This window comes from Haloterrigena gelatinilytica (assembly GCF_013342145.1).
Taxonomy (GTDB): domain Archaea; phylum Halobacteriota; class Halobacteria; order Halobacteriales; family Natrialbaceae; genus Haloterrigena; species Haloterrigena gelatinilytica.
In genome coordinates, this window is the sequence record NZ_JABUQZ010000001.1 from 3,961,039 (window position 1) to 3,973,614 (window position 12,576).

Here is a 12,576-nt window from a genome sequence, read left to right on the forward strand (position 1 = left end):
TCGGGTCCGTCGGCCGGTCACTCTTTCGTCGATCGGCGCCGAGAACCGGCCTCGAGCGACAGCCTCACTCGTCGCCGACCAGTTCGCGCAGCGAGTTGCCGGTGATCGCCAGCCCGGTGACGGCCAGCGCGCCGGTCGTGACGACCGGATTCAACAGGCCCGCCAGCGCGACGGGAATCACGATCGCGTTGTAACCGAGCGCCAGGCCGAGGTTCCGGACGACCCGACGGCGGGCGGCCCGCGCGAGGGCGAACGCGCGCTCGACCGCGGCGAGGTCGTCCTCGACGATCGCGAGATCGGCCGCGTCGGCGGCCAGCGCCGTCCCGCCGCCCAGCGAGAGCCCCAGATCCGCCGCCGCCAGCGCCGGTGCGTCGTTGGTGCCGTCGCCGACCATCGCCACGCGCCCCTCGGCGCGCAGCCGACGGATCGCCGCGGTCTTGCCCGCGGGCGGAACGTTCGCGAAGACCCGCGTGACGCCCGAGTGCTCTCGGAAGGCGGCCGCCGCCGAGCCGTCGTCGCCGGTGAGAACCACGACGTCGACGCCCTCGTCGGCCAGCGCCGTCACCGTCTCCGCCCACCCCTCTCGAGGCTCGTCGCCGACGACGATGACTCCCTCCGCGCGACCGTCCCGGCCGACGACGACGGGCAGGTGGCCGGCCTCTCGCGCCTCGGCGATGCGGTCCGTCAGTCCGTCCTCGAGGTCCCAGCCTCGCTCTCGGAAGAGGTCGGGGTGGCCGGCGAGGATTCGCCGCCCGTCGACGACCCCCCCGACGCCGGTGGCGTGGCGCTCGAACTCCCGGACCGTTCCGGGTTCGGCGCCCTCGCCGCCCGCGGCGTCCTCGGCGTCGTCCACGACGCCGCCGTCGGCTCGAGCGTCCGACGCGGCGTCCGTCGAGTCGCCGAAGGCGTTCGCGATCGCCGCGGCCGCCGGATGCGAGGCCCGGCGCTCGACCGCGGCGGCGGCCCGCAGGAGATCCTCGGGCGCGTCGGCCTCGAGGACGGTCATCTCCCCGGTCGTCAGCGTCCCCGTCTTGTCGAAGACGACGACGTCGATCTCGCGCAGGCGCTCGAAGACGCTCTCGTCGAAGACGACGATCCCGCGCTCGAGGGCGTCGCGGATGCTCGAGGCGATCGAGATCGGCGTCGCGAACGCGAACGCCCACGGGCTCGCGGCGATGAGCGCCAGGCAGACGGCCGCCGCGACGCCGACTGCGGTCCCGTCGAGGACGAGGGCGGCCAGTCCCGCGACGACGGCCGCGGCGACGACGATCGGAAGCGCGGTGCCGGCGAGCGCGTCGGCCCGGCGCTGGACGCCGTGGTCCGCGCTCTGGAGGTTCCAGACGGTCCGCGTCAGCCGGTCGATGCTGCTGGTCGTCTCGTCGTCGACGGCGACGACCGCGGCGCCGTCGGTGACGACCGAGCCGCCGATCACCGGGTCGCCGTCGGCCTTCGAGACCGGCAGGGACTCGCCGGTGACGACCGCCTCGTCGACGGTACACAGCCCCTCGGCGAGGCGGCCGTCGACCGGGATGCGCTCGCCCGCGCGAACGAGCAGGCGGTCGTCGGCCGCGACGTCCGCGACCGGCACCTCCCGAGTCGCCCCGTCGGACTCGAGGACCCGGGCCGTGCCGACCTGCGAGATCGTGAGGTCGGTCAGCCGGTTTAAGGCGTCGCGTTTGACCGTCTCCTCGTAGAAGATCGCGCCCATCACGATCGCGGCGACGAGGATCGTCAGGTCGAAGTAGAGATCCGGCCCGCCGCGGACGAAGGCGACCGCCCCGGCGGCGTAGGCGGCCACGATGGTCAGCGTCGCCAGTAAGTGCGTGCTCGGTTCGCGGAGCTTCAGGCTCACGTACGCACCCCGCAGGAGCGGCCGGCCGGTCAGGTAGAGAATGGCGCCGGTCATCCCCATGAACAGCGGGGCGTAGAGGCTGACCTCGTAGCTGTCGAACTGCTGTGCGAACTGTTCGAACAGCCAGTAGTCGGTGAACGCGGCGAGATACATCGGGTAGAACGTCGTGACGTACGGCACCAGCAGGAACGAGCCGAAGACGATCCCGACGATGTAGCGCACCTCGAGGACGTTCTCCGAGCGGCGCTTTCGGACCCCCTGCATCTCGCGCGACCGGCGGGTCGCGCTCTCGTCGCTCGCCGCGTCGTCGTCCTCGGCCGCCTCCTCGCGGCGGTAGGCCGTGTAGCCGGTCGTGCTCAGCGCGTCCTCGAGTGTCTCCGCCGCGATCCGGTCTGGATCGTGATCGACGCGGACCGTCTCAGTGACGTAACTGGCCGCCGCGTCCGCGACGCCGTCGCGACCCTCGGCGACCGACTCGAGGTACGCCTCGCACTGGGCCGAGTGCATCCCGTCGATCCGGAAGAACGACCGCTCGAGGTCCGCGGAGCGATCGTCATCGGGGGTCTCGTCCGCGTCGACCGTCCCGTCCGCACCGCCCTCGCCGACGCCGAGGTCCGCGGCGATATCCCGACACCCCGTCGAGCAGAACGGCCCGTCGGCTCCCGCGTCCGCCACCGGCTCGCCGGGCGACTCCTCGAGTGCGGTTCCACAGAGGCGACACCGCTCCCGGTCCGTTCGCGTTTCGCTCACTGTCCGAACAGTCGGACTCGAGGGACATAACGCTGTCAACCTCGGTCGAGGGTCGTTCCGTCTTCACCCTCGAGCGACGATCGTTCCGTCCTCGCCGACGGCGACCGCCCGCGCTGCGCCGAGCGAAACGGCCAACAGCGCGCCGGCGGCGTCGGTATCGGTGCGTTTCCAGCCGGCGGCGCCGCCGGCGCGCTCGTGGACCGCGCCGTCGGCCGCACACGCCATTGCCCGCTCCTCTCGGCGGGCGAGGCCGGTCAGCGCGTCGTCGGCGACCCGCTCGGGCGTCCAGGTCGGTCCGTCGTAGCGGTGGACGACGCCGTCGTCTGCGCTCACCAGACAGTCGTCTCGGCCCGCGGTCGCGACGTCGGTCAGCGTCCCGTCGGCGCCCTCGAGTCCGACTCGATCGAACGACTCGCCGCCGTCGGTCGTCTCGAAGACGCCGTCGTTGGTGTCACAGCAGTAGCCGACCGCGTCGTCGGCGAACGCGACGCCGGAGAGGCTCGAGCCGCTGCCGGGTTTCTCGGGACCGGTCCACTCGAGAGCGCGGCCGTCGCCGTCGGCGCCGTACGTCCCGCGGAGCACGGCGCCGGAGCCGTTGATCAGGAGGACCGTCTCCGCGCCGCTCGCGCCGCCGACGGCGACCCCCAGCCAGTTGTCGGTGATGTCCTCGGGGGCCGTGAAGTCCGTGTGACGGCCCGTCTCGGCGTCGATCCGTCCCACCGCGCCGCTGTCGCCCGCGATCCAGACGGCCGCGCCGTCGGCCGTCGCGTCGACCCCGCGGAGGTCGTTGCCCCCCGCGGCGGGGCCGTCCTCGAGGACGGTCGTCCACTCGTCGCCGTCGTCGGCGAGGACGATCCCGCCGTCGCCGACCGCGTAGGCGGCGCTCGACTCTGCCGTGTCGTCGGCTGCGGCGACCGCGGCGTCTCGTAGCGTCGCGTCCGTGGGCGCCTCGACGGCGTGCCACTCCCGCTCGGATTCGGGTTCCGGTTTCTCTCGAGCGTCTCGCACCGCGGCGTCTGCCGTCCCATCGGCCGCGATCGATTCGCCATCGTCGTCGCTCGAGGGCGGTGACTCGAGCGCGTCCCTCGTGTCCGTCGCGTCCGGTTCGGCGCGGCTCGATCCCGACGGTTCGGATTCCGGTTCGGCGTGGTTCGATTCGGATTTCGGTGTGTCGGATTCCGGCTCGGATTCGGTCGGTGACTCGTCGCGTTCGGGCGTCGACGCGCCTCGGTCCGCGTCCGCCCGGTCGTCGTTCCGGCCGTGGCGCAGGTAGAGCACGATCGGCGGCACGACGTACGACGCCAGCGCGAGCGCGGCGAACCATCGGTGGACGATGGTCAGCGTCCCGAACGCGGTCAGGCCGGCCGTCGCGACGGCGTGGATCCACGTCTTCGTGTAGGACCGATAGAAGGGAACGAAGCCGCCGGTCTCGAGACGAGCGTTCTGTGATGACATCGGGTGTTCGGTCGCGGTGTCGGCGGATCGGCGTTCGGTCGATCGGCTTAGGTCCACCGTATCGGACTCGCGAGCAAAAGGGTGCTGCAGGCACGCGCACGACGGCTTCGCGGGACGTCCTCGATGCCGTCCGCTCAGAAGCCGTGGTCCCCCTCGAGCAACACGAGTTGCGTCCGGTCGTCGACCCGCTCGTACTCCATCGAGACGAGTTTCCCGACGACGCTGCCTTGCCCGTAGACCTCCTGTGCGCGGGCGTCCTCGAGCGGATAGGCGTACTCCCGGACGCGCTCGACGGCGGCCTCGAAGTCCGCGACGATCTTGTTAGTCGAGCCGACCAACACGAGGTTCTTCGCACCGAAGGCCCACGCGCCGACGCCGTTGCCCAGCGCGTTGGCGCCGAGCAGTTCGCCGGACTCCGCGATGGCGTTGACGCTGTCGAAGAAGACGTCCGCCGTGGTTGCCTCGCGGCGGGCGTCGGCGCGATCGTCGTCGTCGTCGGTCCCCTGAATCCGGTGGCTGAGGTAGTCGAACCCGTCGCCGTCCTCGAGGTCGTCGGTGAAGCCGAGCTCCTCTAAGGTCGTCGAGTGGCCGTCCATCACCGACGCGCCGTCGGGGATCTGCTCGCGGAGGTGCTCGCGAGCCGCGTCGCCGTCGTCGAAGACGTGGACGTCGATGTTCCGGTCCTCGACGTTCGAGACGACCGTCTCGATCGTCTCCTCGTCCGGGTCTGTATCGAACCTTGAGGCGTCCACCTCGAGGTCGTCGACGAAATCGCCCTTCGTGTAGTAGTCGTCGCTCATCCGTTCGCTCGTTCGACCGCCCGACCGATCAAACGCCGGCCTTGCCTTGCAATACCGGTCCCGGTGCTCGAGCAGTTGACTCTCTCGTGCTCGGACGCGATTCGATCGCCGCGGCTCGGTGGCGGCGAGCGACTATCGCGTTCGACGACCCGTCGTCTCGAGCGAAATCGTCAGCACGCCGTTGTTGTAGACGGCGCTGCGATCCCCGCCGAAGGCCCGCCGCAGGGGGATCGACGTCAGCGGCGACAGGACACAGGCGTCGCGCTCGTCGTCGCGGTCGATCGCAATCTGGACTCGAGTCGCGCCCGCCTCGACGGTGAGGTCATCAATTTCGGCCGGCGAGACGTCGGCGACGATCTCGAGGCGGTCGGCGGTGCGGTCGTGGAGGATCCGAACGGGGAACGGGAGGGGCGTCGTTTCGGCGGCGCCGAACGCGGACATGCGACGACGGTTCGACTCGAGCGCCAAATGGCTCCGCGTGTACGACTGGCCGTTTGATAGGCTACGAGGAGCGGAGCGATCGACAGTTCGTGGGGTATCCATGAACCGTCATGTGACTTCGACGTTCGTCACTCCGATCACTTTATCCCAAACCGTCAGGTAGCGAACATCTATCGATGCAGCGACTGATTTCCGTTTGCTGTAAAGCAGCGAACGATCGCTGTTATAGTCTCGAACTCGTACCCGAGCAATGGGTACGAGAGTGATCGATAGATTATTTAATCCAACTCTACTATGGTGTAAATATGGGAGAAAGGATTAAAGCATATGGTTCAGTTCTAGTCTTGGTTGCATTTGCAATAAGTGGTAGTATTGCAGCAGGCATGTTTATAAATGGGGCGTGGATATTGGACAAAATTGGGCTGGTAGGACTAGTTATAGAGATTATTGTAATAAATCTCTGTGCAATTTTGTCTCTTCTCTATGATATCTCAGGAAATGCTAGGAAGGTATTCGAGGGGCAGATATAGTCGCCTAAATTATATTTAGTAGTCAATAGGAATTGATATTCCACAATTTATAACTATATCCGTGAATAACTGGGCTTTCAAATTAAATATCGGTCCTCTGTTGAACCGGAACAATTCTACTATTTTTTGGCCGTGGTATTGCGCCGTCGCTTAAGATCATGGTCTTCCAACAATCGTATTGCCTGCGTATCTAATTTATCCATCAATTTGTAAGAGCCTCTATACTATGGCAAGATTGGTCTGGAACGAAGCAGATTCTGAACAACCTCGGAGGTGGTCTACCTGTCTACTCAACAAGGCACTGTCCAAGACATTGGTGTAGTAAACATGAATCCCTAAAGGAAACGTCTTTGTGCTCTGTTGTTTGAACAAACCTACGATAACCTATGTCCATCGACGTTCCAGCGACTCCGTACTGGCAAAACAACAGGCAGACTCAACGGTGCCAAGGATGGGAGAACTGGAAACTTGGCACGTACAGAGGTATTAAATAAGCCTCACGGACCGTAATGAAATCCATGGCCGGAGGTCCCAAAAATTTTTATACAGAGTCTGTGTATAGATGAAATAATGGCAATGCTTGATACTGGATTCGGGAATGAGGTCTCGATTGAACTCGGTGCACTCATCGTCGCGATCGCGAGTTCAACAGTATTGTTGGCATTTTTTCTCCTAATCGGACGGAATCCCGTCCTGAGCCTCTTCGAAGTAATCCTTAGCGGTGTTGTAATGGGGACTGCGTACTATCTCGGTCTCAGAAAACGCTCATAAGAAAAAACGATGCGTTCTGCTCTTTCAAGTACTGAAGTTCGATTACCGATTCACTGTATCTGGTAATAGATGGCCAAATATACTGCACATTATCAGTAAAAACAGAATATATAATTTCGTTTTGGTTCTAGAATTGTGGAATGTCGACGTCAAGCGGACTTCCGGGCTTCTCGTTAGGCCCACAGATATCAAGTCCAGTTCCCTTACAGATGGTCGCAGCGACGGGTTCAGCGCACTGCGGAGCCTTGCTGGCCACCCAACATACAGCTCCGACGAAAGTTACGCAACTAAATCCACCGACGATAGAGATTCCGAGGAGACCACAGAGGAATCCACCGCCTGCACCGCAGAGGTTCCGACAGACGAGAGTCGAAGCATAATAGCAGCCGTTACACGTGCTAATATCCAACTCAGCCGGGAAATCGTCTGGAATGCTGGCGGCAGGGGTGATCCCCTGAACCGATAACGACTGCTGATCAAGTTCCGTAATGAATTGTTCCTTAGCACGGGGATCGGATTCGATTACTTTTCGCTCGATTTCCTGCTCTGCATCATCCGCTGTGTGTCCTCCAAACGCCTGCACTTCTGTCCCCGCTTCAGCGCTGGAATCGACAACCTCGAAACGGATAGTTTCCTCAGGAATACCGTTCCTGTCCAGATGCTCGATATCGAAATTAGCGAAAATTATACTATTATCGTTCAGGTCGCGACCAATATGAATCGCAGCGTGCTCATCACTATCGCTGCCTACCAAGTTATAGGAAGCGACTTCACGTCGGAAGGATCCAGATTCAGTCTGTCCAGCATAAATATTATCGAGGCTCCATTCGAGATAATAGCCTTCCGACTGAGCTTTGTTTAGCAACTCACCGAATTCTGGCGTTCGAGCCAAGTCACTGGCAAGCGAAAGTTTCTGGTCACCTTCGAAAATTTCGACAGGGTCTTCCTCAACGACATCCCCATCAACTGCCTCAGCGGCTGCAACGTTAAGCGACATTGTCGAAAGGACACCAGTTGCTGTTGCGCCTCCAGCAATCTTTTTCAGAGCATTCCTCCTATTGATGTCGTCTTCTGACATACATGAATAAAGCTATTACACTATAACTTAATATTTTCTAATTGAATTTATTTTAGTAGTAGTCTATTATAATAATATATAAATAAGATTCTATGGTTAGAATAACCAGTTTAAATCACTCAGTATTTAATAACTATTTATTAGATGATTCACTCCGCTATCGAATACATATGTATAGTTATTTAACTCGAGACCACCGTTTTCGACGACAGTTACTTTCACTCGAGTCGGTCATTCTTTCGACGTATTTCCCTTTCGCGTCGAGACCGAACTCAGGACTTCAACTCCGGTACCGATTACATTCGCAAAAACCGTTCAGTCGTGCAGTTCTAGAAGGTTGCTACCGTCGGCTTCGACATCTCTCCAAACCAATTCGCTCGGTACACTCGAACGGTCCTCGTACGATGTGTCTCGATCAGTACGCTGCCGTTCGAGCGAGCGACAGCACGCGTCGCTGTACGTCGACTTCTCGAGTACAAACTGCCGATAGATAGTGGGATTCGAGAACGCCGCAATCGCTACCGAGACGAACGCTGATCGCTACAGGTAGCCCAAATCCGCGAGTCGCTCCTTGGTCCCCTCGCGCATCTCGACCTCGCCGCTCGCGCCGGCCTCGGCGAGCGGGTCGAACCGCTCTTCGAGGCGCCGCTGCATCGCTCGGACCCGCTCGCGCTCGCGGCCAGAGAGATCCTCGCGCTCGAGCGGGTCGGTCTCGACGTCGTGGAGTCGGTCGTACCCGTCGTCGCCGCGGACGTACTTGTACTCGCGCGTGCGGACGGCCCGGAGGCGTCGGTCGTACTCGTAGACGCGGTCGGGAAGGTCGTCGAAGCGGGCCTCGAGGCGGTCGATCGAGGGCTGTGGGGCGACGTACTCCGCGAAGACGGCGTCTCGGGGGTCGTCGTCCGACGCGGGGTGGAACGAGCGGCTGGACCACTGCGTACGCAGTTCGGGGTCGTCGATACCGGCGGTCTCGAGCAGCGTGGCGGGGAGGTCGAGCAACTGGACGAGGTCCTCGCGCCGCCCGCCGTCGGTGAAGGGACCGCCGTGACAGACCAGCGGGACGTTGATCAGGGTGTCGTAGAGGTTGTACTGGTGGCCGAAGAAGCCGTGTTCGCCGATGTGCTCGCCGTGGTCGCCGCAGACGACGAGCAGGGTGTCCTCCCACTCGCCGGCGTCCTCGAGGGCTTCTCGGAGCCGTCCGAGCTGCTCGTCGACGTAGGCGAGTTCGGCCCGGTAGAGCCCGCGAAGCAGGTCGAAGTCACGTTCGGAGAGGTGATAGTCCTCGCAGTCGTAGGCGCGGGGATCCTGTCGGATGGCGAGCGCCTCGTCGACGCTCGCGCCGTCGGGGAGGAACCGCTCGGCGTACTCGCGGGGCGGATCGTACTCGACGTGGGGCTCGATGAAGTTACAGAACAGGAAGAACGGTCGGTCGTCGTCGCGGTCGTCGAGCCAATCGGCGATCCAGGCCGTCGACCGGTCGGAGCCGTCGTCGCCCGCGGGCTGGAGGGCCTCGCTGTAGAGGATGTTCGCGGCGTTGACCAGCGGATTGCCGTCGAAGAGCCGGTTGCGGGTCGCCTGCAGTTTCTCCCGGAGGTCCTCGCCGCGAACGACGGCGCCCATGTCGGCGTCGGACTGGATGTACTGCCAGCCCTTCCGGAGGTCGTCGAAGCCCCGGTCGAAGCCGAACTCCTCGGTGATCCAGGTGTTGTTCGAGACGCCGATCGTCTCGTATCCGGAGTCAGCGAAGGACTCCGGGAGGGTCCGCAACTCGTCGTCGAGATAGGTGTGGCCGCCGTGGGTGCCGTGCTCGGAGGGGTAGGTCCCGGTGAACATCGAGGCGTGAGACGGGAGCGTCCAGGGGGCAGTCGCGAAGGCGGAATCGAAAACGGTGCCGTCGTCGGCGAGTCGGTTCAGCGCCGGCGTCGTCTCCGGACCGGTGCTCGTCGAACGCGCCGTATCGAGGACGACGAGCGCGACGTTCCGCACGGTGGGATGTGACTTCGGATCACGTCCGTTGGCCGACGCTGCGTCGACATCTGCAGAATCGGATGAATCGACTGACTCAGCCATACTGCCATTACTCCCACCCTCGGAGGGAAGGTCATCAGCCCGGAGTATGCAGGTGGTTCACGATATTGGAACGCGTTCGACCCATCGACACTCTGCATCGAGAGAGGCTCTCCCGAGCGGGCGCGTCCAAATGGTTACTCCCCTCGTCGCCGTAGACGGCGATCATGCCACCGCATATCGTGCTGGTTCACTGCCACGACCTGGGGCGGTACGTCGGGTGTTACGGCGCGGCCGTCGACACCCCCAGGATCGACGCGCTCGCGGCCAGCGGCGTTCGGTTCGATCGGCACTTCGTGACCGCCCCGCAGTGTTCGCCGAGTCGCTCGAGTCTCATGACGGGACGGCACCCGCACCAGAACGGGATGCTCGGGCTCGCCCACGGCAACTGGGAGGTCGGCCCTCACGAACGGTTCCTGCCCGAACTCCTCGGCGAGGCCGGCTACGAGACCCACCGCTTCGGTCTCCAGCACGTCACCGAACACCCCGACCGACTCGGCTTCGATCGGAGCCACAGCGACGAGCCCCTGACGGACGAGGTCCCGACGTCGGTTCACGAGACCTCCCGTGCACGCGAAGTCTCCGAGGACGTCGCGACGTTCCTCGAGTCGGGCGACTACGAGGACCCGTTCTTCGCGTCGGTCGGCTTCTTCGAACTCCACCGCGTCGAGGAAAACGGCGGCTTCGGGTTCGAGAGCGAGCGCTACGAGGGTCCCGATCCGAACGACGTCGCCCCGCTCGAGTTCCTGCCGGACCGGCCCGGAATCCGGTCGGATATCGCCGAAATGAACGGCATGGTCCGAGCGATCGACGACGGCGTCGGCACGATCGTCGACGCCCTCGAGACCGCGGGACTGGCCGAGGACGCTCTCCTCGTGTTTACGACCGAACACGGGCTGGCCATGCCGCGAGCGAAGGGCTGTTGTTTCGACGCCGGCCTCGAGGCAGCGCTGCTGATGGCCCAACCGGGAACCCTCGAGGCGGGGCGGGTCGTCGACGACCTCGTGAGCAACGTCGACGTCTTCGCGACGCTGCTGGATATCGCGGACGCGCCGATCCCCGGCGTCGACACCGACGGCGACGATATCGCCGGCCGGAGTTTCGGGCCGCTGCTGTTCGAAGACGAGGACGCGTACGACCCGCGCGATCGGGTCTTCTCGGGGATGACCTGGCACGATCGATACAACCCGATCCGGTCGATCCGCACGGACCGCTGGAAGTACATCCGGAACTTCTGGCACCTACCCGTCGTCTACATGACGACGGACGTCTTCTGCAGCGCGGCCGGCCGCGAGCTACACGAGGAGTACTACGGCCGGCAGCGGCCCTACGAGGAACTGTACGACCTCGAGGCCGATCCGCTCGAGCGGGAGAACCTCGCGGCGGGGGACGGGCCCGACGACCCGGCCACCGCGACCGTCCGCGACGAACTGCGCGAGGAACTGCTCGAGTGGATGGCCGCCACCGACGATCCGCTGCTCGAGGGCCCCGTCCTGCCGAACAACTGGGAGACGGTCCACCCGCGGCTGGCGGACGACCGCGACGACATCTGGTCGTAAATCGCCTCGGGGTCAAGTGGTTCGAGAGAGCAAAGCTCTCTCGTCATCACGGAAGACCTCCGGTCTTCCGAACGACCCCGAGGCTTTCGCGTGGGCTCCCGTTCTATGCCTCAACAGAGGCAGGAGGCACGTACTCCCCGCTCACGTTCAACGTCCCGCGATTCAAGCGCACATCTACGGGTGCGCCTCCGTCACCTGCGTTTTGCCTGCGACGGAGATACTGCAAGCCAATATTCTTGGAAGCGTTGTAGTCGGCGTGGTTCTCATACCCGCACTGCTGACACTCGAATGATTCGCCCGACCGATTGTCGTCGTTCGCTTCGGGAATCTTCTCCCGAATGTGGGTCAAGTCCTCGAACACGATGTGCGAACAGTCGTTCTCGACGGCCTCCTCGATAAGCTCGTTCGCCACCGTGTGCAGGTGTATCTCAAAGCGTCCGTACTCTTTCCGCCCGACTGACTCGATGTTCTCGTGAGCGTGGCGAGACCCGCATTGCTGTAGGGATGCACGACGCTTCTCATACTCTCGACGCCAGTGGTTGAACTCGTCTGCCGACCAGAATCGTCCCGTTGAAGCAACAGCGAGGTTGTTCACGCCCAAATCCACACCAAGGACTGTTCTGTGCTTGGACTCGGATTCGGGCGATTCCTCGTCTGCCTCGACGTTCCGCATTGAAGCGTGGAGATACCAGTCACCGTTGCGGTACTGCAAGTGCGCCATCCGAAACTCGAAGTCCTCGGAGACGTACTTGGTGGGTGGCGTCTCCGAGTCGTCGGGGAGGATGTAGTCGCACTCAACGCGTCCGTCCACAGTCGAAAGGGAAACGTGGTCACGGTGGAACGTCGCACTCCGCTTGTCGTACACCGCGCTATCGGCAGAAAAGTGCGGTTGCGACGTGTTCTCGCCACATTTGAGCCGTTCGACTCCGCTTTTGATGGCTTCGACCGCCCTGCGAATCCCTTTCTGGACGAGGTTCGCAGTTAGGTCAGTTTCGTCGCGGAGTCGGTCATAGAGGGCGCGTTCGGCTTTGGCTTTGGAAGTGACGTGGTATCCGTCGTCGCCGTGCCAGCACCACTCGCTCGCGGTGTTGGCGCAGTGTTTGAACTGCTCGACAGTCTCTCGAAGGGATGCGTCGGCACCTTCGGGAGTGTCGAGTTTGATGACGGCGGTGCGACGGTATTCCACTATATTTTCACACATATTTAATGTTACTTATATGTTGGGCCGTCATCGCGCGCGGTTGCGGTCGACGCGACCGTCGCGGGATCGCTC

10 protein-coding genes are annotated in these 12,576 nt (G+C 63.1%); 3 read left to right on the forward strand and 7 right to left on the reverse strand.

Annotation, left to right across the window (positions count from 1 at the left end; translation table 11 throughout):
* Positions 1–64 precede the first annotated feature (64 nt).
* The 4 genes from HTZ84_RS19695 to HTZ84_RS19710 all read right to left on the reverse strand — a co-directional run bounded on the left by HTZ84_RS19695 (position 65) and on the right by HTZ84_RS19710 (position 5,298).
* Complete coding sequence (locus tag HTZ84_RS19695) at positions 65–2,602, reverse strand: heavy metal translocating P-type ATPase (RefSeq protein WP_174682221.1); 2,538 nt, start codon at positions 2,600–2,602, stop codon at positions 65–67.
* Between the two features lie 63 nt (positions 2,603–2,665).
* Positions 2,666–4,057, reverse strand: coding sequence for a putative sodium/potassium/calcium exchanger (locus tag HTZ84_RS19700; protein ID WP_174682222.1), 1,392 nt, complete (start codon positions 4,055–4,057; stop codon positions 2,666–2,668).
* Between the two features lie 134 nt (positions 4,058–4,191).
* Positions 4,192–4,857 (reverse strand): LUD domain-containing protein, encoded by a 666-nt coding sequence (locus tag HTZ84_RS19705; RefSeq protein ID WP_174682223.1) that lies wholly within the window; start codon positions 4,855–4,857, stop codon positions 4,192–4,194.
* A 132-nt stretch (positions 4,858–4,989) separates the two neighbouring features.
* Complete coding sequence (locus HTZ84_RS19710; RefSeq protein ID WP_174682224.1) at positions 4,990–5,298, reverse strand: Hsp20/alpha crystallin family protein; 309 nt, start codon at positions 5,296–5,298, stop codon at positions 4,990–4,992.
* 305 nt (positions 5,299–5,603) lie between these two features.
* Here HTZ84_RS19710 and HTZ84_RS19715 point away from each other — a divergent pair, with 305 nt between their 5' ends.
* Both HTZ84_RS19715 and HTZ84_RS19720 read left to right on the forward strand, forming a co-directional pair.
* Positions 5,604–5,828: a hypothetical protein gene (locus tag HTZ84_RS19715; protein WP_174682225.1), complete on the forward strand. Its 225-nt coding sequence runs from the start codon at positions 5,604–5,606 to the stop codon at positions 5,826–5,828.
* 570 nt (positions 5,829–6,398) lie between these two features.
* Entirely contained in the window at positions 6,399–6,599 is a 201-nt protein-coding gene (locus HTZ84_RS19720) for a hypothetical protein (RefSeq protein WP_174682226.1), read from the forward strand.
* 127 nt (positions 6,600–6,726) lie between these two features.
* Here the strand turns inward: HTZ84_RS19720 and HTZ84_RS19725 are convergent, their stop codons facing one another.
* The gene (locus tag HTZ84_RS19725; protein WP_174682227.1) at positions 6,727–7,677 is read right to left on the reverse strand and encodes a halocin C8-like domain-containing protein; all 951 of its coding nucleotides are present in this window, start codon (positions 7,675–7,677) and stop codon (positions 6,727–6,729) included.
* A gap of 540 nt (positions 7,678–8,217) precedes the next feature.
* The gene (locus HTZ84_RS19730; protein ID WP_217468247.1) at positions 8,218–9,747 is read right to left on the reverse strand and encodes a sulfatase; all 1,530 of its coding nucleotides are present in this window, start codon (positions 9,745–9,747) and stop codon (positions 8,218–8,220) included.
* Between the two features lie 164 nt (positions 9,748–9,911).
* Here HTZ84_RS19730 and HTZ84_RS19735 point away from each other — a divergent pair, with 164 nt between their 5' ends.
* On the forward strand, positions 9,912–11,303 hold the full coding sequence (locus HTZ84_RS19735; RefSeq protein ID WP_174682228.1) for a sulfatase family protein: 1,392 nt from the start codon (positions 9,912–9,914) through the stop codon (positions 11,301–11,303).
* Between the two features lie 103 nt (positions 11,304–11,406).
* On the opposite strand, the gene HTZ84_RS19740 is transcribed toward HTZ84_RS19735, so the two are convergent.
* Positions 11,407–12,489 carry an RNA-guided endonuclease InsQ/TnpB family protein gene (locus HTZ84_RS19740; RefSeq protein WP_174682229.1) on the reverse strand — a complete coding sequence of 361 codons (1,083 nt, stop codon included), beginning with the start codon at positions 12,487–12,489 and terminating at the stop codon, positions 11,407–11,409.
* Positions 12,490–12,576 lie beyond the last annotated feature (87 nt).

Bases quoted from the DNA above. Each gene is read 5' to 3' on its own strand.
- HTZ84_RS19730 (WP_217468247.1), bottom strand. From the start codon at position 9,747: ATGGCTGAGTCAGTCGATTCATCCGATTCTGCAGATGTCGACGCAGCG.
- HTZ84_RS19705 (WP_174682223.1), bottom strand. From the start codon at position 4,857: ATGAGCGACGACTACTACACGAAGGGCGATTTCGTCGACGACCTCGAG.
- HTZ84_RS19715 (WP_174682225.1), top strand. From the start codon at position 5,604: ATGGGAGAAAGGATTAAAGCATATGGTTCAGTTCTAGTCTTGGTTGCA.
- HTZ84_RS19725 (WP_174682227.1), bottom strand. From the start codon at position 7,677: ATGTCAGAAGACGACATCAATAGGAGGAATGCTCTGAAAAAGATTGCT.
- HTZ84_RS19720 (WP_174682226.1), top strand. From the start codon at position 6,399: ATGGCAATGCTTGATACTGGATTCGGGAATGAGGTCTCGATTGAACTC.
- HTZ84_RS19710 (WP_174682224.1), bottom strand. From the start codon at position 5,298: ATGTCCGCGTTCGGCGCCGCCGAAACGACGCCCCTCCCGTTCCCCGTT.
- HTZ84_RS19735 (WP_174682228.1), top strand. From the start codon at position 9,912: ATGCCACCGCATATCGTGCTGGTTCACTGCCACGACCTGGGGCGGTAC.
- HTZ84_RS19700 (WP_174682222.1), bottom strand. From the start codon at position 4,057: ATGTCATCACAGAACGCTCGTCTCGAGACCGGCGGCTTCGTTCCCTTC.